General features: G+C 58.6%; 21 protein-coding genes. 17 read left to right on the top strand and 4 right to left on the bottom strand.

The genetic code is table 11. From position 1 onward, the window contains the following. Window positions 1–37: 37 nt before the first annotated feature. On the top strand, window positions 38–1144 hold the full coding sequence (locus MCM46_09895) for a DNA topoisomerase IV subunit A (GenBank protein ID MCG3112119.1): 1107 nt from the start codon (window positions 38–40) through the stop codon (window positions 1142–1144). A 48-nt stretch (window positions 1145–1192) separates the two neighbouring features. Here the strand turns inward: MCM46_09895 and MCM46_09890 are convergent, their stop codons facing one another. Next, window positions 1193–1654, bottom strand: coding sequence for a hypothetical protein (locus MCM46_09890; GenBank protein ID MCG3112118.1), 462 nt, complete (start codon window positions 1652–1654; stop codon window positions 1193–1195). A 294-nt stretch (window positions 1655–1948) separates the two neighbouring features. Between MCM46_09890 and MCM46_09885 the strand changes: the two genes are divergently transcribed. The 8 genes from MCM46_09885 (at window position 1949) to MCM46_09850 (ending at window position 10750) form a co-directional block, all read left to right on the top strand. Next, a complete protein-coding gene (locus tag MCM46_09885; GenBank protein MCG3112117.1) occupies window positions 1949–2959 on the top strand; it encodes a DUF4157 domain-containing protein in 1011 nt (336 codons plus the stop codon). 142 nt (window positions 2960–3101) lie between these two features. Beyond that, window positions 3102–4781 (top strand): phosphatase PAP2 family protein, encoded by a 1680-nt coding sequence (locus MCM46_09880; GenBank protein MCG3112116.1) that lies wholly within the window; start codon window positions 3102–3104, stop codon window positions 4779–4781. Further along, complete coding sequence (locus MCM46_09875) at window positions 4778–5602, top strand: metallophosphoesterase (GenBank protein MCG3112115.1); 825 nt, start codon at window positions 4778–4780, stop codon at window positions 5600–5602. Before MCM46_09880 ends, MCM46_09875 begins: the two co-directional genes overlap by 4 nt. A 130-nt stretch (window positions 5603–5732) precedes the next feature. Next, window positions 5733–8522 (top strand): patatin-like phospholipase family protein, encoded by a 2790-nt coding sequence (locus tag MCM46_09870; protein ID MCG3112114.1) that lies wholly within the window; start codon window positions 5733–5735, stop codon window positions 8520–8522. Window positions 8523–8594: 72 nt separating this feature from the next. Beyond that, entirely contained in the window at window positions 8595–9140 is a 546-nt protein-coding gene (locus tag MCM46_09865) for a DUF4864 domain-containing protein (GenBank protein MCG3112113.1), read from the top strand. Further along, entirely contained in the window at window positions 9089–9556 is a 468-nt protein-coding gene (locus tag MCM46_09860) for a GNAT family N-acetyltransferase (protein ID MCG3112112.1), read from the top strand. The genes MCM46_09865 and MCM46_09860 overlap by 52 nt, the downstream gene beginning before the upstream one ends. Before the next feature lie 47 nt (window positions 9557–9603). Next, entirely contained in the window at window positions 9604–10017 is a 414-nt protein-coding gene (locus MCM46_09855; GenBank protein ID MCG3112111.1) for a hypothetical protein, read from the top strand. Between the two features lie 217 nt (window positions 10018–10234). Further along, window positions 10235–10750, top strand: coding sequence for a hypothetical protein (locus MCM46_09850; GenBank protein MCG3112110.1), 516 nt, complete (start codon window positions 10235–10237; stop codon window positions 10748–10750). A gap of 76 nt (window positions 10751–10826) precedes the next feature. Here the strand turns inward: MCM46_09850 and MCM46_09845 are convergent, their stop codons facing one another. Continuing rightward, entirely contained in the window at window positions 10827–11858 is a 1032-nt protein-coding gene (locus MCM46_09845; GenBank protein MCG3112109.1) for a hypothetical protein, read from the bottom strand. Between the two features lie 11 nt (window positions 11859–11869). Continuing rightward, window positions 11870–12148 carry a carboxypeptidase-like regulatory domain-containing protein gene (locus MCM46_09840; protein ID MCG3112108.1) on the bottom strand — a complete coding sequence of 93 codons (279 nt, stop codon included), beginning with the start codon at window positions 12146–12148 and terminating at the stop codon, window positions 11870–11872. Between the two features lie 171 nt (window positions 12149–12319). Here MCM46_09840 and MCM46_09835 point away from each other — a divergent pair, with 171 nt between their 5' ends. The 8 genes from MCM46_09835 (at window position 12320) to MCM46_09800 (ending at window position 20511) form a co-directional block, all read left to right on the top strand. Continuing rightward, window positions 12320–12520 carry a thiamine biosynthesis protein ThiS gene (locus tag MCM46_09835; GenBank protein ID MCG3112107.1) on the top strand — a complete coding sequence of 67 codons (201 nt, stop codon included), beginning with the start codon at window positions 12320–12322 and terminating at the stop codon, window positions 12518–12520. A gap of 4 nt (window positions 12521–12524) precedes the next feature. Continuing rightward, entirely contained in the window at window positions 12525–13421 is an 897-nt protein-coding gene (locus tag MCM46_09830) for a TIGR00269 family protein (protein ID MCG3112106.1), read from the top strand. Continuing rightward, the gene (locus MCM46_09825; protein ID MCG3112105.1) at window positions 13418–14251 is read left to right on the top strand and encodes a tRNA (adenine-N1)-methyltransferase; all 834 of its coding nucleotides are present in this window, start codon (window positions 13418–13420) and stop codon (window positions 14249–14251) included. The genes MCM46_09830 and MCM46_09825 overlap by 4 nt, the downstream gene beginning before the upstream one ends. 116 nt (window positions 14252–14367) lie before the next feature. Continuing rightward, complete coding sequence (locus tag MCM46_09820; GenBank protein MCG3112104.1) at window positions 14368–14880, top strand: OsmC family protein; 513 nt, start codon at window positions 14368–14370, stop codon at window positions 14878–14880. A 79-nt stretch (window positions 14881–14959) separates the two neighbouring features. Continuing rightward, entirely contained in the window at window positions 14960–16633 is a 1674-nt protein-coding gene (locus MCM46_09815) for a hypothetical protein (GenBank protein ID MCG3112103.1), read from the top strand. 15 nt (window positions 16634–16648) lie between these two features. After that, on the top strand, window positions 16649–17098 hold the full coding sequence (locus MCM46_09810; GenBank protein MCG3112102.1) for an OsmC family protein: 450 nt from the start codon (window positions 16649–16651) through the stop codon (window positions 17096–17098). An 88-nt stretch (window positions 17099–17186) separates the two neighbouring features. Then, a complete protein-coding gene (locus tag MCM46_09805) occupies window positions 17187–18047 on the top strand; it encodes a pirin family protein (protein ID MCG3112101.1) in 861 nt (286 codons plus the stop codon). 118 nt (window positions 18048–18165) lie between these two features. After that, window positions 18166–20511 (top strand): MEDS domain-containing protein, encoded by a 2346-nt coding sequence (locus MCM46_09800; GenBank protein MCG3112100.1) that lies wholly within the window; start codon window positions 18166–18168, stop codon window positions 20509–20511. Here the strand turns inward: MCM46_09800 and MCM46_09795 are convergent. Continuing rightward, window positions 20462–20725 (bottom strand): DUF5985 family protein, encoded by a 264-nt coding sequence (locus MCM46_09795; protein MCG3112099.1) that lies wholly within the window; start codon window positions 20723–20725, stop codon window positions 20462–20464. The two genes, MCM46_09800 and MCM46_09795, sit on opposite strands and share 50 nt — an antisense overlap. Window positions 20726–20732 lie beyond the last annotated feature (7 nt).

The following is a 20732-nucleotide window of genomic DNA, read 5'->3' as shown; positions in this document are numbered from 1 at the left end:
ACAACACTGAATAAGAAACGGAGAAATAGGAGAGCGCATGGCGAAGAAGAAAGAACACAAAACCACTCCGGTCGAAAAGAAGTTGATCGGCGTCGCCGACACCGTCATCCACGCCGCGGAGCGGCGGCAGGACCCCACATTATCGATACCGGTTCGATCTCTTTCCAACGTCACCTTCAGCGAGAAGAAGGGGATGATCGAGATGGGGAAGAAAAAACAGGAGCGCTCCTTCTTCAACGTCGGGATGGCAAAGAAGTTCATGCAGACGGTCCTGGTCGCCGACGCCCTCTCCGAGCTGCAGCGCGCCGGCCTCACCACCTCATTGAGGGAGATCTACTACCGGACCAAACATACCCTGAAAGACTCGAACGAAAATACCTTCGATAACCAGGATGAATCGGATCCGGTGATCGAAGATCTGGAGGCGTCGCTGGAAGCGTTACGCGAGGAGCTCCATGTCCGCGCCGAGAGCGCCGGGAGTGTGGTCGGGCCGCTGGTGTTGGTCGACGACGGCGACACGGTCAACTGCACGCGGCTGGGGAAAGGGGGCTACTCGGTCCCGTCGATCGTGGAGCCGGAGTATCTTTCAATCAAGAAATGCACCGCCGATTTCGTCCTGCTGGTCGAGAAGGGAACACAGTGGAACCGTCTCTCGGAGGACAAGTTCTGGCGCCGGTACAATTGCATCCTGCTGACCGGAAACGGCCAGCCTCCGCGCGGCATCCGCCGCCTCACCCGGCGGCTGCATGAAGAGAAAGGTCTTCCTGTCTACGTTCTCGTCGACAACGACCCTTGGGGCTATTACATCTACTCGGTCGTGAAGCAGGGCTCGATCAACCTGGCGTTTGAGAGCCAGCGGATGGCGATCCCGAAAGCGAAGTTCATCGGCCTCTCCAGCGCCGACCCCGAAACCTACGGCCTCCCGCGCAACGTCGGGATCAAGCTGAATGAGAAAGACATCGCCCGCGCGAAGGAGCTGCTCGCCTATCCCTGGTTTCAAAAACCCGATTGGCAGAAAGAAATTAAGCGGATGCTCCAGAGCGGTCTCAAATACGAGCTCGACGCGCTGGCCAACAAGGACTTTCAGTACCTGACGAAGAAGTACCTTCCGAAAAAGCTGAAAGAGAGAGACTGGCTCGACTAGAATTGGAATGGGGCAGCACCCCGATTCAGCGTACCTTTAGAAAACCTGTTAAAACTTATCCGCGACTTTATCGAATGACTCATGAACGGCCTGGTAGCTTTCTAAAAAACCTTTCTTCGTATTTTCCCACGCACCGGCGGAGCTCTGCTTCATGGAGCCGATCCACTCGGCCACTTTCTCGCGCTGCCTTTTAATTCCTTCCAGAGACGTCTTTGCGGTGTTGCGCGCCGAGTCTCCCATCTGGTCCCATTCCTTTTTGATTTTTGATTCCATCTGTTCGATCCGGACGTCCAGGTTATCCAAGACCGCTTTCCCTTTCTTTACCGCTTCGTCTTTCTGATCGGCAGAATAGGCCTTAATCGCCTCAACCGCCTCCTTCACCTCTTGGCCGACCTCTTTCTTAGACACCCTCTCTCCCGAGGGCCGGTCGGCAGAAAAAGCCGGCATGGCCGTGAAGATCCCGATCGATGCAACGATCAAAGCGGCGAATGCTGTTTTGTAAATCTTCATCGCATTTTCCTCCTTCATTCACATTCAAGAGGGGTAGATTACCATGAACCGATCGGATGATAAAGCCTTTTTCCGGAGATTCGTTGACAACAGATAAGAATCGGAATATACCTGAATTCATCGATCCGCTTCGCAACTCAAACAAGAAGGTGGAACATCCGAACATTTACGCAAAAGCCAAACCAACCTGAAAAGAAAGTCTCCTCCGGCCTGAATCGGTCTCACGGGCTGAACCATCCTCCAGACTCGATTCTGCACCTGCAGCGCACGATCGGAAATCAGGCCGTCCAACGGATGTTCGACTCGGTCCCCCGCGCGAGCGGCGCGGAGGAGCAAGCGGCCGAGGCCGCCGAAACAGAGGTGATGTCGCTCGACGCAGGAAGTCGCGCTTCGTGGCTCGACGCCGCCGGCCGGCAGTCCGGCGCAGTCTCCGTAGACACCGGTAGCGAGGCACAACAAAGGGCTGATGCGATCGACGCCCGGGCCTTCACCCTTAGCAGCCGGATCTATTTGGGCGCAGAATACAAACGCGGCACACCGGAGGGAGACGGGCTGCTTGCGCACGAGCTGACCCACGCGCGGCAGCAGCAAGCAGGCCCCCCGCGGCTGGCCGCGGCGCCGAAGCGGCCGACGGCAAAACAGATCAAGCAATTCTGCGCGGCGGCGTGGATCAAGTGCGGCAAGGCCAGTAACGAGAAACCTCAACGCATCGTCGGGGTGCGGCGGGACGACAAACAGGCGCCGACCTACCCAGCACCGGGACTTTCCAAAGGCAAGGACAAGGTCTGGGTGGAAGTTCCCGAGAAATTCTCTTCGAAGAATCTCTATGTAAAAGTCTATTTGGTCAAGTCCGATGGGACCCCGATCCGGGGGGGCAAGGGGATTATCTGGCCCGGCAGCAAGGAGAAGGAGCAAGATGTCGAAGTGGACCGAAGGGCCGCCGAGGCGGTCGGGCCCGACACCCTCGCCTTCATCGTCGACGAGGAGGTCGACTACTTTGCGAAGACCACCGTCTCGGGTAAATCGTTCCCGGTGATCGAGGTTGCAAAAGTCGGGAAAAGTGTCTCTGTGCGTCTCGACGTCGGCGACGCCGAAGGGGCCAGCGGCACCTTTTACGCCAAGGTGACGTTCGGGGAAGGGGCGAATCCCCTCGTGTACAAGGCATTGCACACCGGGGGTGGAAGTTCTTACCGAGACTTCGTGCTCGAAGATGAGCAAGCGTATTACCGTATTGGAAACCTGCAGGACGACGTCAAAAAAGGAAAGGCGTTCGGAATCCCCCTCGAAAAGTGGCCGGGAAAGTAACGCCGCCTCTCTCACCCACAGAACATCGGTCCTCTCTCAAAACTTCACTCGAGAAAACCATGCGCTTGACCGAGGATGCGCGACTCTAGAATAATAATGAAGGACCCTCTTTCGCTTTTATTTATCCTTCATGGAGACCCCTTTGCCGCAGCCTCAGCCGGAACAGCTCCCCGGAAGTCATCTGATCCGCGGTTTTCTGATCACCTTTTTGGCCGGCGCTCTTTTTGGGATCATCACCGAGATTGTTTTTGCGAGCTTCTTCGCAAAAGAGCTCGATGCCGCTGCGTTTCTTCGGCTCCAACAGATTCGATCCCCCATCCTGACCGGGCTGATGCATTTTGCCTCCTGGGCGAGTCACCCCTTGGTTTTGAGTCTGCTTGCGCTGGCAATCGGCGCCTACCTGGCCTACCGACGGCTTTTTCATCTTCTGCGCGTTGAGCTTCTGATCTGGATCGGCGGCGCGGCGCTGAATCTCTCTTTGAAGCTGTTTTTCCAGCGGCTCCGGCCGGACGGAGCCACCGCTTTGATTTCGGCCTCAGGCTACAGCTATCCCAGCGGCCATGCCCTCGGTTCCGTTCTTTTCTTCGGCGGATTGGCCTATCTTTTTTCGATCGGCATCTTGCCTGCGCGATCTCCCGTTTTGCGAAGAGGGGCCGCTTTCCTCTGTTTCGCGATGGTGATCCTGGCCGGAATCAGCCGGGTCTACCTTGGCGTTCATTACCTGACCGATGTTCTGGGCGGATGGATGGCGGGGCTCTTTTGGCTGGGGCTCTGCATCAACTTCGCTGAAGTCTGGAGAAGGCGGATCATTCATCATCGAAGGAAGACCCTGATCCGCAAATGGGGGCCGACCGCTCGGGAGATGCAGAGCGTCCCTCGTCCTCCGGATACGATTGTGCTGATCAATGCCGATGCCAACATCCTCTCCGGGCGGGACAATCCTGAAGAAACGCTGGAAGCCTTGACGCAGCTGTTCCGGGCGGAAGGTCTGCCGGCGGCGCTTTGGGTGGCCCCCGGAGATCAAATCGGCGCCGCGGCGCAGCTGGCCGTTGAACAAGGGGCGAAGACCCTGGTGGCGGCGGGGGGGGATGGGACGATCAGCGCGGTCGTCCAGGCCGTCGCAGGGAGCCGGGTTCGATTGGGCGTCCTTCCGTTGGGGACCTTCAATCATTTCGCCAAGGACCTTCACATTCCCACGGAGATGGCGGAAGCGGTCCGGACGATTGCGCGAGGGACCCCTTTTCGCATCGATGTGGGGGAGGTCAACGGCCGGGTCTTTATCAACAATGCCTCGATCGGATTTTATTCCCGCGTGGTTGAAAAACGGGATGAGATTCGCGAGCAGCTCGGATACCGGAAGTGGAGAGCGCTGCTGAAAGCGGGCCTGATTGTGTTTCGACGGTTTCCTTTGATTTCCGTCCGGGTGGAATCCCGGCAGGAGACGCGCGAATTTCGAACCCCGCTTCTTTTCATCGGAAACAATGAATATCCGATCACCCTCTTGAACCTGGGACAACGGACCGCCCTCGATCGTCGAACGCTCAGCATTTACGCCGTCCGAAGCGAGAGCCGCTTCGCGTTTGTCCTGCTGAGCCTTCGCGCCCTGCTGGGACGTCTCCATGCCGCCGGGGACTTTCACTCCTTTTTGGGTCGCTCGCTTTGGGTCGAAACCACCAAAAGGCGCCTCAAGATCGCGCTGGATGGAGAGGTCGCCTCGATGAAACCGCCGCTTCAGTTTCGAATCCGGGCCCAGGCGATCGAGGTGATGGTGCCGGAAGCGCAGGACTTCACCGCAGCGGTCGGCGCGGAGGGAAAGCGATGAGGACCATCGCACATCTTTCGGATCTTCACTTCGGCCGGCACAATCCTCGGGTGGCCGAAGCGCTTCTTCAAGACTTGTGGGAGATCCAACCCTCTCTCATCGCAATCAGCGGAGACCTGACGCAGCGGGCGCGGAAAAGAGAATTTCAGGCCGCCTGCGACTTTCTAAAGCAAGCTCCAACGCCGTACCTCTCGGTCCCGGGGAACCATGACATCCCTTTGGAAAATGTTTTTGAGCGCTTTCTCTCTCCTTTCAGTCGATATCAAAAATATATCTCCGAGGAAACGGCCCCCACCTTTGTCGACCCGGAGTTCACGGTCTTCGGTCTGAACACCGCGCACCCGAGCCGCTGGAAACAGGGTTATCTTTCGCATGAGCAGCGTCGCTCGCTCGAAGCGCGGCTTCGTGCCGCTCCGGCCCGGAATTTCAGGATCCTGCTCTGTCATCATCCGGTCCTGGTTCCGCCGGAGCTCAGCGACCTGGCGGGACTCACCAACCCCGGAAGCCTCCTGCCGATCCTCGAAACGGGTGCGCTCGATCTGATTCTGGCGGGACATCTTCACCGGAATTTCCTGACGGAAACGATCAGCCTGGACGTCGGGATGAAACATTCGACCCTTCTGGTTCAGGCCGGAACCGCCATTTCGACCCGGGAGCGGGGCGAGGCCAACGCCTATACCCTAATCACCCTCAACCCCGGCGAGATCCTCATGACGGTCCGGGTCTGGGATAATCAAAAATTCCATACCTCGATCGTCACGACCTATCGAAAAACCGGCAACAACTGGGTGCATGCCGCGACGTCGCCGACACCCTCCTAGAAGCAGCTCAAACGCCCCTTCCCTTTTCCAGGCAGATGGCGTAATAATACCCTTCACCCATGAGGCGCGCCGACAACGGCGGACGCTTCATTTTTCCCTTCACATTGCTCCAGCCGAAAAGGAGATCCCGATGCCGACCCTCCCCAGCTTCGCCCGGACGCTCGATAAATTGATGTCGCAATGGCCCGACGCCAGAGAGAACCGCTCCTTTGCGCCGCTCGAGCAGCCGGCCCGCGCGCTCTTCGGCGGAAGCCTCGGTGAAACCGGCGGCATTGCGGGGGCGATTCTCGACCTGCACCGGTCGGGGCCGCTCCTGGCCGAGGTGCTCCGCGCGCACCCCGCGCTGTCGGCCACAGATCCTTCGCGGACATTTGGGAAACTCTTCGGAGAGGAAAATATCGAGTGGGGCGGGGCGCAAGCGCCGTTTGCTTACACCGGGATGATGACGGCGGCGATGATCGTCCTGGCCGACGTCGGGATGCCGGAGCAGATCGGGAACCTGGCGGTCCGCGTCGGGTTCGGGCTGGACCCGTATAATGCGCTGCTGCGCGATCGTCTGTTCGGAACGTTCGGCCGGCTGCGCGATCCATTGAAAATCGGGATCAAGTTTCCGACCCGGCTCAACACCTTCGACGATCTCTTCAACCGCACCTGTCTGCTCGGCATTAAAGACGCCTTGAACAATGTCGCGAGCGCTTCGATGGCGTTGCCGCGCGAATCGACGACGGCCGTCATCACTCTGATCCGCCCCAACCGCGGATGCCCCGGCGCGGTGGTGGAGATCATCGGACATGGATTCGGCGCCACACAGCCGGCCGACCTCGATCTTTGCTTCACCGCCTATGCGGGCGGCCTCCTCACCGTCACCGTGCCGCCGGCCGATTGGAGCGACACCCTCATCCGGGCCACCGTCCCCAAGGGGGTCGGCAACGGGCCGGTCGCATTGATTCGGCGGGGAAATCCGGCATACGCCGGCGACACGATCACCTCCGCCACGGAGCAGCTCGCCGGCGCGATGGAGAGCTGTTTGGGAATGGGGGCGTCGCGGATCGCCTTCGGTCTGCGCCAGATCGCCACCAAGCTCGGCGCGCCGATGGTCAGCTCCACCGGCCGCAACCGTTTCAGCGGCGGCCCTCCGAAGATTCTCAGCTTCACCGGGAACAACGCCACGCAGGTGATGCTGCGGCCGCGCGGGCCGCTGGTCCTCGGCTGGATCACCGACAATGCCGATTCGGTGGAGATCAAAACGTCGGGCCCGCGAGAATTACCGGTCATCGGCACACCGCTGCCGGTGAGCGGCGAGGAGCGGTTCCCTTCCGTCAACGGCACATCACACTGGACAGGGAGCTACACCCTCACCGCGACGAATGCCTGCGGCGCTGTGTCGGCGAAGATCTCCGTCGAAATGAAGGAGCGGCTCGCGCTGGCCCTCGCCGGCGGCGGCTCGAAAGGGGCGTTCGAGGTCGGCGCGGTCCGCTGCCTCACCGACATGTTCAACTACAAGCCCGACATCCTCTGCGGGACCTCCGTCGGCGCGCTCAACGCCGCCAAGCTTGCCGAAGGGCCCGCCGCGCTGGCGGAGCTTGAAACCCTCTGGCTGGCGATGGCCAGCACCGACGATCTCTATGTTCCGACGGCGTGGGTGGTCAGCATCGTGAAAAACCTGGCGGCGCTCGGGATCAAAGGGGCCGGCACGGTCAACTTCGCGACGCTGCTCGGGGTAAAAGGAGGGAGCTACAACTGGCTGAGCCCCGATCAGGAGATCGCCGTCGGGGTCGGCAAGAACGTCCTCGGCAACGTGTCGGGCGGGGGCTGGGCCTTCACCGCTTCCGACCTCATCCTCGGCGCCATCAAAGCGGGGCTCCACCTCGGCAAAGTGGTCGATGGGATCCAGGGGCTGCTCCGCTCGCAGTCGCTCTTTCACTTCAGCCCGGTCCGCGCGAAGATCGACGCCGCCATCGATCCGGCCAAAGTGCAGAAATCCGGAATTCATCTCCGGATCGCGATGGTGAGCCTCGACAGCGGCCAGACCCGCTATGTCGATCAACGGGGCCGGTTCGTCGATGATGATTTTCCTGTCCCGTTGCGGGATGCGATCCAGGCGTCGGCCTCGATTCCGATCGCCTATCCGCCGACGGTGCTGGACGAGGGGTTCACCGATCCGGTCGCCGGTCCTGCGGCGATGCCGAAGGGAAATTATATCGACGGCGGGGTGCGCGACAACGCGCCCCTTCGCGCGGCCGACGAAGCGGGGGCGAGTTCCATCATCGCCATTCTTCCTTCCCCGGCCGCCATGGATCGGGTCAACTTCACCGGGTCGGCGCTCCCCGCCATCGGAGCCCGGGGGTTCGAGACCCTTTTCGACGAAACGCTGCAAAATGACCTGGCCCCGTTTCGCGGCTACAACGTCCCGGTCAAGCTGATCGCGCCGCAGATCGAAATCCACAGCATGCTCACGGTCGATCAAGGAATGATCCGGATCAACATGGATTACGGCTACATGCGGGCGTTCGACGAGATGCAGCCGGACGACGCGCTTCGCGCGCAATTTCGGAAGCTGTCGCTCGATATCGCGAAGGCGCGTCTCGAAGTCTGGGGGCCGCTGGAGCACCGCTCCGAAGGTTTTCTGATGGAGGATGAAAAAGTTTCCTTCGCGGCCGTGGGGCTGCAGCGGACGGCGGACACGGGTTATCTCCGGGAGGTTCGGGCCAAGAAAAAAGAGATCCGCGCGTTCTGCCAGCAGCGCCAGACCCTCGCGAAGCACACCGGGGCCAATCCGACCGGGATCGAGCGGGTCTGGCAGAAGTGGGAAGGGCACGACTGGCCCCCCACCCTCATCGATCCCTGGCAGGCGAGCTACGCCCATATCGGCCCGGTGGTTCCCGCAGAGACCCCGCCGGCGGCGCTCCCCCCGCCTTGAGGCGGCTGCATCACCCGAACCAACGGATTCGACCGTGGTCATTTCCACCCCGGTCCAAAGAGAGGCGAACCGATGTTCTCATTTGGGACGAGAAGCAGGGTCGCATGTTGGAAAATCCTCTGCCTGAGTCTTTTCTCTCTGAGCCTCTTTCCCGCACACCCTTCTGCCGCCGCCGACCCCACCGACCTGATTCAATCGGTCATCCGGCAACAGATGAAAGCCTTCAACGAGGACGACTATGCGACCGCCCGGACCTTTGCCTCGGAGGGACTTCGCCAACGATTCTCAAAAGAGCGCTTCGAGAAGATGGTCAAATCGGGGTATCCGCAGATTGCAAAATCCCACCTCGTCTCATTCGGAGAGATCCTCTTCTCCGACGACACTCAGGCAGCGGTTGCGACGGTCCACGTAACCGGAAAAGACCGGGTGACGGTCATTGCGCGGTATCTGATGGTCCTCGAAGGGAACGCCTGGAAAATCAACGGCGTGATGATTTTAGAAGAAATCCAACCGATTAGACTCTCTCGTGAGGTGAAGTTTCCCCTATGTCCAGCAGACAGCAGCATATGCAGATCCACGAGAACAATTCAAACCACTTCGACGACTTCATCCGGCTGAACGAAGCCTGGATCTCGGAGCACTTTCAACTGGAAGAAGCCGACCTGCAGCTTGCCCGCGATCCGGGCGCAATCGTGAGAGCGGGCGGGTATATCTTTACCGGGATCATCGAGGGGGCCGACGTCGGAACCGCCGCGCTCTTTCGGCATGCGCCGGACGAGTACGAACTGGCCCGCATGGCCGTCGCCCCGGCCTACCGGGGCCAGGGGCTTGGGCGGGCGCTCGCGCTGGCCGCGCTCGGAAAAGCGCTCGCCCTCGGAGCGAAGCGGGTGATCGTATTGTCGAACACCCGGCTCCTTCCCGCCCTCCGCCTTTATCAATCACTCGGATTTAATACGGTTCGAGAAGGTCCCCATTCGGTCTACGCCCGCTGCAATATTATTATGGAAAAGTTCATGGACAGCGCGCAACGGTAGGACCGCAGAAGAGAACCCCGCTGATCCGGGTCGTGAGGAAATGCCATATGAATAAAAACATCGTCTTTCAGGGCTCCGTTGCAAGCATCCTTGTCACCCTCCCTGTCGGCATGATCGTGCTTCGGCTGCTTCCCGGCTGGGACGACCTCGTGAGGAATCTCGGCGCGGGCGGCGCGTGGACCGTTGCATTCGTCTCTCAGCTGATTTACGGCTGGGTGATCGGGATCGCCACCTTTGCCTTTCTGAAGCTTCTTGAAAAATTAAAATATCAAGGGAGCGCCTTCGGCGCCGGCCTGAGCGCCGCAATCAGCGTCACGATCATCAATATTCTCTCCATCCGTTTCTCCGTCGATTTCGGCGTTGCCCTGGTTTTCTGGCTGGCGTGGGTGAACTGGGCCGTCCATTATGTCATTTTCCTATCGATGAAGTTGCTGAATCGCCCGCACCAACCGGCCGGCTAAAGGGACCTCGAACGTCGGATCGGATCAACCTCATTAAGCTCCGCGCTCCATTTATCCCGCCGCAACCCCCTATTATCTCTAAGAAGTCTCGATCAGATTCCGCGGTGTGGATTCGCACGCAAAGAATATGCGAAAATTGTAGGTGGCGAGGAACGGAGGGAGGCAGAGGCCCCGCCGGGCGAAGTAGGATACGGCCCGGTCATAAGGAGATATAAAAATGAAAAAAGGTTTACTGAAAGGGTTTCTGTTTTTGGCAATGGTTGCCCAGCTGTTTTACGCCGGCCAGGCCATGGCCGACGATGAACCTTCGTCGGGGCACCGGGAGGTGTCCGGGACGATTGAAAAAGTGGAAAGCGATTTAATCTCGGTAAAAACGGAGGAAGGGACCACCCGGACGTTCACCATTCGGGAAGGCAAACGGGAAGAGGTCCGATCGTTGAAACCGGGAGACAAGGTGCTCCTGGAAATGGATGAAGGGAATCAGATCGTCGATATTCACCGGGAAGGATCGATCATCACCAAAGGAGATCATCGGCACCGCTCGATCGCGGGAACGTTAAAAATGTTCAGCCGGACCGACAAGAAGATTATCATTGAATCGAATGACGGCGGAACGGAGAGCTTTTTGGTCAAAGACTCGGCCGCTTCAAAATTGGGCTCCATTAGAGAAGGGACCCAAGTCACCCTGGAAATTGACGAGCAAAACCGTGTGATGGATGTGCACGGCGGTTGATCGCCGCCGCGTCCTGAGCGGATCGGGCGGGGGGAGCCGCAATACACTTCCCCCGCCCGAAGGCCCGAAGAATTGATCAGCTCCCCTCTTTCTCCAACTTCTGCAGCATCTCTTCAAAGAAGGGCCGGTCCCGAAGGCTCATAAAATCATTTCTAAACCGGATCGCTTCGATTTCGACCGAATCGCCGACGACGTCCCGGAGCACCAACGCAAACCGGCTGCCGTCGCTGAGTTTGGTGTTGTCCATGTAGGGGAGATCGAAATAGGAAATATCGAATTGGAGGCTCCCCTTCAGCAGGCTTCCTTGAAGAATCTCCCCTTTAAAGAGATCGTCGTAGATGCCGACTTGAATGGTGGCGTAGGCTTTATTCACCGAAACCGGCATGATCTCCAGCGACTGGCGCCGGGTATCGCCGGTCAGATCGACCAGGTCGATCAGTGTATCCGCCAGGTTGGCTCCATTGCTCACAGTCCTCCCCGGCTCCATACATTGCTCCGGCAGAAAACTTTGAAACGGGGTCCCGTCTTGCTTCCGGAGGGTCGCAAACTCTTCCCGGTTGTAGAGCCTGACGCAAATCGGCTCGTTTTTTTCGATGTTGAAGACCGCGCTCGTCCCGATATTGTTCAGCATTTTCGCCTGCCTTGAGACGATGTTCATCGACACACGGATAATCTGCCGCTCTAAATCGTCCCATTTTTTCCGCTCGGCCTCGGTCTGCGCCGCCGCGCGCTTCCGCGCCAACGCCGTATAGACCTCTTCGAAGAGCGGCTTTGCATTGAAGAACTCCTGAAAGTTGACCGTGAGGAGCTCCAAGAACATGATTCGCCTTCGAAAGGAATCTTCATCGGCCTTCACAAAATCTTCTTTGAGGGAGCCGAGGTAGCCGTCCATGAGCGTTTTGAACATCGATTGCCGGATATCGGTGTCGGCCTTCTCCCGCTCCGTCATGGTCCGGACGAACATCTCGGCCCGGCGATTCTCTTCCGTATAGGAGTTGATCAAGACCGGAATCAGAATGGCGCTGACGGCGGCGCTGAAGCCGGCCAAGATTTTTGCGAACGACTCCACCTTCGCCCAGGCATCGGTCCGCTTTTCTTTCTCAGGCATGGAGATCCTTTTTAGAGTTGAATATCGTGGCTGGTTTTGTCGGATTCGACCTTCACAGGGAACTCCTGCCCTCGGATGATCAGGGTGTGATTTCCCGGAGGGAGATCGAGCTTATACTCCCCCTTGGGACCGGTCTTCGTTTTTGTCTCCGTCCCCTTCACGGCCACGGTCAGGTTCGCGACCGGCGAGCCTTTGCTGAAGACCCTTCCCGAAAGCTCCGCCGCCGTCGACGGCTGTGAAAGAAACACAATGAACAAAATCAGAAAAGCGGAAAAGAGGATCCTCTTCATTTTTAACTCCTTATCTTTCTGCAACCGTTCCCGGGCCGGAACCGTTCCCGAGTGAAGGAAATGAAACTGGAAAATGATTCTAGCCGATCTCGATACGATCTGCAAATATCGGTCAGCGCCTCCTCTCCTCCTAAATTGCAATTCCGGTCCAATTTGTCTATGATACCCCCTATGAAAGTGAAGCTTTATCACCCCACGCGCGAAATTATCCTGAAAGGCCCCAAACAGGTCGCCGTGCTTCTAAGGGAGCTCAACCTCCCCAAAGAGGCGCACCTTGTCATCTGCGGCGATGAGCTGGTCACGGAAGACTTGGTGATCCCCGACGATCAGACGGTCGAGATCCGCCCCGTGATCTCGGGAGGAGGCGAGTGATCCGATGAAGTGCCGCCAATGTCAAAAATCGGCTGTCATCAAGATGGAGCGCCACAACACCTCTCTCTGCGGCGGCTGCTTCAACCTTTACGTCCACGACCAGGTCGATCGGGCGATTACCGAACAGAAAATGTTCGATCATGGAGAGCAGATTCTCGTCGCAATCTCCGGCGGGAAAGACTCGCTCGCCCTCTGGGATGTCCTCATTAAACTCGGCTACAGGACGGCGGGGCTCCATTTGGATCTGGGGATCGAAGCGTATTCGGAAATCTCGCGGAAAAAAGTCGAGACTTTCGCGGCGTCACGCGGCTTGGATCTGATCGTCCATCCCTACAAGGAGGCCTACGGTCTCGGCGTGATCGAGATTGCGGAGGAGACCGCCCGGCCGGCCTGCTCCGCCTGCGGGACGATGAAGCGCTACCACTTCAACCGGATCGCGATGGAGCGGGGTTTCCCCGTCGTCGCCACCGGACACAATCTGGATGATGAGGCCTCGCGTCTATTGGGAAATGTATTGCAGTGGCAGGAAGAGTATTTGGAGAAACAGTCGCCGGTCCTCTCCGACGAAGGGGGAACCTGGGCGAGAAAGGTCAAGCCCCTCTTTCGCCTCGCCGAGCGGGAGGTCGCGGCCTATTCGATTCTGAACCGGATCGATTACATCGTCGATGAGTGCCCGATGTCGAAGGGGGCGAAGATGCTCCTCTACAAAGACGTCCTCAACCGGCTGGAAGAGACCTCCCCCGGAACAAAGCACAAGTTCTATCTCGGCTTTCTGCAGAGGCAGCGCGCCGCGCCGGCTGCGCCCAAAACAGTCGATCTTCATCCCTGTCAATCGTGCGGCCAGCCGACGCCGGGAGAGGTCTGCGGATTCTGCCGGTTGATGCAGCGGGTGACCCCATGAGGCTTTTTTCTTCCGGAGAACGGGTTCACCTCGTCAACGCCAAAGGGGACCACTACCCGCTGACATTGAAGGCGGGAGCGCTCTTCCAATTCAGCGGGGAGACCATCCCGCACGACGCCATCATCGGCCTGGAGGATGGAACCGAGATCACCCTGTCGCGCGGAAGCCGCTTCTTTTTGCTCAAGCCGACCCTGGCAGAGTATACCCTCCATATGCCGCGCGGCGCGCAGATCCTCTATCCGAAAGACCTGGCGCTCATCTGCATGTGGGCCGACATCCACCCCGGCGCGACGGTGGTGGAGGCGGGAATCGGATCGGGGGCGTTGACGATGACGATGTTGAATGCGGTCGGGGAAAAGGGGCGCGTCATCAGCTACGAGATCCGCGAAGATTTCGCCCGGCGGGCGGTGGCGAACATCGAGGCCTATCTGGGGTCGGCGATCACGACCGACCGGCTGTTGGTCCGCCAGCAGGATATTTACGAGGGGATCGAGGAGGAAGCGGTCGACCGGATCGTCCTCGATCTGCCGGAGCCGCACAAAGTGGTGCCGCACGCCGTGACGAAACTCCGCTCCGGCGGGATCTTCCTGGCATTTCTTCCGACCGTCCCGCAGGTGGAACTGGTGGTCGGCGCCCTTCGGAAAGAGCCGGCCTTCTCCGAGATCGAGACCTTCGAGACGCTGCTGCGCACCTGGAACATCGACGGCCGCAGCGTCCGCCCCGATCACCGGATGGTCGCCCACTCCGGATTCCTCACGACGGCGCGGCGGGTGAAGCGGCTCCCGAAGAAAGAGCCGATCCGGTCGGAGGAAGAACCGCTTGTTCCTTAGGCCGTCATTCCCGCGGATGCGAGAATCCAGAAAATCATAAATTCTAAAACGCTGGATTCCCCATGAGACATTCGGGAATGACGCATAGAAGATTTACTATTTTATTAGGAATAAAAATGAACGCAGACGAGCTCCGCGCCCTTCAAGCGCCGTTGAAGGCGCGTTATCGCGAGGAACCGGCCGCGGCGAAGGTCACCCTCTCCGCGGAGGGGGTTCTCGGAGAAGCGTCGGTCACCTGCAAGGTGTCGACGGGACGGGCGCTCGTGGAAGCCGGTCTTCATCCGGCGAGCGGCGGGAGCGGCCTGGCCGCCTGCTCGGGCGACATGCTCCTGGAAGCGCTGGTCGGATGCGCGGGGGTCACCCTTAAAGCGGTCGCCACGGCGCTTGCGATCCCGCTTCGGTCGGGCAAAATCATGGCCGAGGGAGATCTCGACTTCCGTGGGACCTTGGGGGTTGACAAACAAACTCCGGTGGGGTTTACTGAGGTTCGTCTTCGCTTCCAGCTCGACACCGACGCCGCCCCGGACCAGATCGCGACCCTGCTGAAATTGACCGAGCGCTACTGCGTGGTCTATCAGACTTTGCGAAATTCGCCCCGATTGACCCTCTCCCATGAAGTGACGGGATAGGCGTCAAGAAATGACCGGACGATAAGAAAGTCTTTTGAACAACATTCCATTCACTTCTTTGTATGTAAAGGATCAGATCATGATCAAACGTTCTTCTCTTTTTGTTTTTATGATCCTCCTCACCCTCTCCTCGGCATCGATCGCCGACGCTCAAAAAAAGGGGACAAAGCCGGCCGCGCCGCCGGAGCAGATCGGCCAGGCCGCCTTTCCGATCTCCTGTAAAAAGACGGTTCAGAAATCGTTCGACCGGGGGATCGCCCTGCTCCACTCCTTCTGGTACCAGGAGGCGGAGAAAGCGTTTACTTCGGTCATTCAGACCGATCCCAACTGCGCCATGGGATATTGGGGGATCGCGATGAGCGTCTATCACCCCCTTTGGGAAGCGCCCAACGCCGCCGATCTGAAACGGGGCTGGACCTTCGCCGCCCGGGCGAAGAAGCTCGGGAGCAAAAACGAACGGGAGAGGGACTATCTGGCCGCCCTCGAAACTTTTTACCATGATTCCGATAAGGCCGACCATGCGGCCCGCGCCCTCGCCTATGAAAAGGCGATGGAGCAGCTTCACCAAAAACATCCGGACGACCGGGAAGGGGCGATCTTCTACGCCCTCTCTCTTTTGGGAACCGCCTCTCCGACCGACAAAACCTATGCGAACCAGAAAAAGGCCGCCGAGATCCTCAACCCGATCTTGGCCGAAGCCCCCGAGCACCCCGGCGTGATCCATTATCTAATCCACGCCACCGACTCGCCCGCGCTCGCCTCGGAAGGGCTCAACGCCGCGCGGGCTTATGCGAAGATCGCCCCGTCGGTTCCGCACGCCCTTCACATGCCCTCTCACATCTTCATCCGTCTCGGGCTTTGGCAGGAGGCGATCGACTCCAACCGCGCCTCCGACGCCGCCGCAAAATCGAAAATGAAGGGGAATCCCGACCCGCGGCTTCATGCGATGGATTACATGGTCTACGCTTATCTCCAGAGCGGCCAGGACCTCCAGGCAAAGGGGATCGTGAACGACCTCTCCTTCCTCCCCAAGGCGAACCAGGAGACCCTCACCGCCGCTTATGCCATCGCGGCGATCCCGGCGCGCCATGCGATCGAGCGGCGCCGTTGGTCGGAAGCGCTGGCCCTCACGGCCCATCCGAGCCGCTACCCTTACACGGAGGCGATCACCTATTTCAGCCGCGCCGTCGGCGCGGCCCGAAGCCACCGCCTGATCGAAGCGCGCGGAGAGCTGGAGGTCTTGAAGTCGGTCCGGACCCGTTTAGAGGAATCGAAAAACAAATATTGGGCCGATCAGGTCGAAGTGCTCCTTCAAGCCGCGGCGGCCTGGACCGAATACACCGACGGGAAACATGATCGAGCCGTCATGCACATGCGGACCGCGGCCGATTTGGAAGACTCTCTTGAAAAACATCCGGTGACTCCCGGCCCGATCGTTCCGGCGAGGGAGATGCTCGCCGATCTTCTGCTCGAAGTGGGCGAGCCGAAAGAGGCGCTGGTCGAATTCGAGAAATCGCTTCAGACCTCCCCCAATCGATTCAACGGATTCTACGGCGCCGCCCGCGCCGCGGAGCGCGCGGAAGACTTCAAAACGGCCCGGATCTATTATGAGAAGCTGGTGGCGCTGGCCGGGGAAGCGAACGGCCGCCAAACGGAGCTGGCGGAGGCAAAAACATTTCTTGAGAAGACAGCCGAGCAGACGGGGGCCGAAGAATCGGCCGCGCAACCGGCCGAAACGGAGCCCGAGTCGTGAAGCAACAGGAAAAATATGTCTGAATATCAGGTTGCGATTGACTGGGAACGGGAAACCGAGCAATTTACCTACGAGTCATACAGCCGCGATCACCTCTGGACCTTTCCCGGCGGGGTGCGGGTCTCGGCATCGGCGGCTCCCGATTATCAAGGGAATCCGAGTTATGTGAATCCGGAAGAGGCGCTTGTCGGGGCACTGTCGAGCTGCCACATGTTGACCTTCCTCGCGGTCGCCGCCCGAAAGCAGTTTGTGGTCGATTCCTATCATGATGATGCCACCGGTATTCTGGAGAAGAATACCGAGGGAAAGCTCGCCATGACGCGTGTTACCCTCCGGCCGAAGATCACCTTCTCCGGTTCGAAAACTCCGACACCGGAGGAGTTAAAGATGCTTCACGACCAAGCGCACCGCGGCTGCTTCATCGCGAACTCGGTCACCACGAAGGTGACGGTGGAGAGTCGGTAGGGCGTGGGGCATGGCGCATCTGGTGTGAAGATCCGGAATTAATAGGCTTCTCCTAGCGTCGGCCCCACATACAAATAGAGGGAAGAAAATGGATCAAGCGCGAAAGGTCAAAACAATCATTACCCCCCAGCCGGTAATGGAAGGGGCCGGGGTACGGTTGAAGCGAAGCATCGCCACCCGTACGCTGAGCGAGTTGGATCCGTTTTTGTTATTCGACCACTTCGGATCGGAGAATCCGGACGACTATCTGGCGGGATTCCCGATGCATCCCCATCGCGGAATCGAAACGGTCACCTATATGCTGGCCGGGACGGTCCGGCATCTGGATACCCTCGGAAACGCCGGAACGATCGGGCCGGGGGACATTCAGTGGATGACGTCGGGGAGGGGAATCCTTCACGAAGAGATGCCGCAGCCGAGCGCGAGGCTGGACGGGTTCCAGCTCTGGGTCAATCTTCCGGCCCGGCTCAAGATGACCGCTCCCCGATATCAAGACATTTCCGCCGCGAAGATTCCGGTCTGGACGGGAGAAAACGGGGTGATGGTCCGGGTGATCGCCGGGGAGGTCGGCGGCATTCGGGGGGCGGTGACCGATATCGCCGCCGATCCGACCTATCTTGATATCACGCTCCCGGCGAACGTCGCTTTTCGCAGGTCGGTTCCGCAAGGCCATGCCGCCTTCGTCTATCTTTTCGAGGGGGCGGGGACGTTCGGGATCGCGGAGTCGGACGGCGTTTCCGCGTCGTCGCCCAGATTGTTGGTGCTCGACGACGGCGACTTCCTCGCCGTCCGCGCGGGGGAAAGCGGCGCCCGATTTCTTCTCGTCTCCGGCCAACCGCTCAACGAGCCGATCGCCCGCTACGGCCCCTTCGTCATGAACACCCAGGAAGAGATCGAAGAGACGCTCCGCGAGCTTCGCGAAGGAACGTTCATTCAGCCAGTCCGATAACGCTTCATTATCTAGGCTTATCCCCCGGCCGCCCCATACCCGATCAGCGACCCCCTTGAATCTAAAAAATCATATTGCTTATAATTAAGGAGGGCTTTTTTTATTTTGGAGAACGTCCATGAACGAGCTGACAGAACAGATCTTGGGCTTACAGCCGGGAGATCATCTTTGCCTCATTTATGACAGAGATCCCGCCGAGCAGATGCCGGCGCTGGTTCCTTTTATCAAACAAGGATTGGAGGGCGGAGAGCAGTGTATTTATATCGCCGATGATCAGACGACCGACGAAGTGGCCCTCGCCCTTGAAGGGAGCGGAATCGATGTTCGCGATGAATTGAAACGGGGCACGCTGCTCCTGTGGACCCGGGAGGAGTGGCGCCAGCCGGGAGAGCTCGATTCCGACAAAAAAGCGGCCCAGGTGCGTCAATTTATCGATGCGGCCTTTGCGGCGGGATTTGCCGGGATTCGGTTTGCGGTGGAAATGACCTGGACCCTCGGGCCCGCGATCAGCGCGGAGCGGCTAAAACATTGGGAGGCGACCATCAATAAAATCTTCGTTCCCGGCTTCCCGGGCCGGATTGTCTGTCAATACAGCCGGCACCGCCTCTCCCCGGCGGTCGTAGAGACCTCGTTGAACACCCACCCGCTCGCCATCATCGGACAAACGGTTTATCCCAATCTCTTTTATGAAGCCCCCCTGATTCTGGACGGCCGGTCCGAAGCGGATAAATTGGACTGGATGATCTCTCAGCTGAAAAACGCCCGTCTGGAAGAAAAGAAACGTGCAGGACACCAAGAGCGGGAGCAAAACAAGAGACTCCGGCAAATCTATCAGCTCAACGATCAGGTCAATCGGGCCGAGGCCCTTGAGGAGATTTACAAGGCCTCGCTCGACATGATTCTTCAATCGGTGAAGGCCGATCGCGCCGCCATTCTATTGATGGACGACGATCAGGTCATGCGCTTTAAAGCGTGGCGCGGACTTTCGGAAGAATACCGCGAGGTTGTGCAAGGACATTCCCCCTGGCAGCCCGGCGCCCCCGATCCGCAGCCGGTCTGTATCCCCGATATCGATCATGCCCCCTTGGACGCGCCTCTGCGAGAGGTTGTTCGTCGGGAAGGAATCCAAGCGCTCGGATTCTTTCCCTTGGTCTATCAAAAGCGGCTGCTGGGGAAATTTATGGTTTATTACAACACGGCGCATCCCTTTCTTGAGGAGGAGGTGCAGCTCGCGCAGACCATCGCCGGCCACGTCGCTTTTTCCATTCAGAGCAAGCGGCGAGAAGAAGCGTTGCACCAAAGCGAAGAACGCCTGAATGTCGCATTAAGCGCCGGACGGATGGGCGCCTGGGAATGGAACATTCAGACCGGGAAGATCGCTTGGAACAGCACGCTTGAGACCATTCACGGAATTCCGCCGGGGACATTCGGGGGAGGTTTTGAGGACTTTAAACGAGACATCCATCCGGAAGACCTGGAACGGGTCTTGGCCGCGATCAATCGAACATTGCGGGACGGGAGCGAATATCAAATCGAGTATCGAATCTTCTCTCCGGATCAAAGGCTCCTCTGGTTGGAGTCGAGGGGGCAGCTCTTTTTCGATGCAAATGGCCAGCCGGAGCGGATGGTCGGCGTCTGCATGGATATCACCGAGCGCAAGCGAATGGAGGAGGCGCTGACGCAAAAAACGATTGAAGCGCAGGAGGCGAGCCGGGTGAAGTCGGAGTTCGTCTCGAATGTCTCTCACGAGCTGAGGACTCCGCTGAATGCCATTCTCGGTTTCTCCCATCTTGTCTTGGGGAATATTTACGGTTCGATCAATGAAGATCAAAAATATGCGCTGGAGGGGGTCCTCCGAAACGCAGACGACCTCCGCAAGCTGATCAATAACCTTTTGGATCTCTCGAAAATAGAGTCGGGAAAGGCCCCGCTGAAAATCGCGCCGGTGGAGATCCCCGCCTTGATCGAAGATATATCAGCCGGGCTCCAATCGTTGCTGGAGAAGAAGTCCCTTTATCTTCAATATGAAAAGAAGGCGCTTCCCCTCATTCAATCTGATGGGGATAAGATCAAGCAGATTTTGGTCAATCTCCTCTCCAATGCGATTAAATTTACGCCTGAAGGAGGGATCACGGTGGAGATGGAAGATCGGCCTGAAAGAGAACGGGTCGAGATCCGCGTACAAGATACCGGCATCGGCATCAAACCGGAAGACCTTGCGAAAATCTTCAACGCGTTTCATCAGGTGGACGGGACCGCAACCCGTGAGTTTGGAGGGAGCGGTTTGGGTCTCACGATCGTGAAACAGCTGGTTGATCTTTTAAAAGGGGAGATCGGCGTAGAAAGCGAATTCGGAAAAGGATCGACCTTTATCCTCTCTCTTCCTTATCGCGCCGATGAAAGATCGCCGGAGATCAATCCGGCGCCCGAGCGCGGTTCTTATCAAAAATCGCCCATAATATAAGGACAAATGCAAAGAGGCGGATCACATAAACGAAGGTGCGAACCTCGTCTTCTTGATTGATCAGGACGAGAATGATCCGTTCTGCGGCAAGCATCCAAAACGCCAGCGCAAAAATTGCGAAGAGACGGTCTCCCGTCTTTTTCCAGAAGCGAAGGAAGAAAAGCCCGGCCACCCAACAGGCCATCATAATGGCGCCGGAGATAAATACGATCATCTATCTC

This window comes from Candidatus Manganitrophus morganii, assembly GCA_021651055.1.
Classification (GTDB): Bacteria; Nitrospirota; Nitrospiria; order SBBL01; family Manganitrophaceae; genus Manganitrophus; species Manganitrophus morganii.
This window is presented reverse-complemented; position numbering and strand designations above follow the sequence as displayed.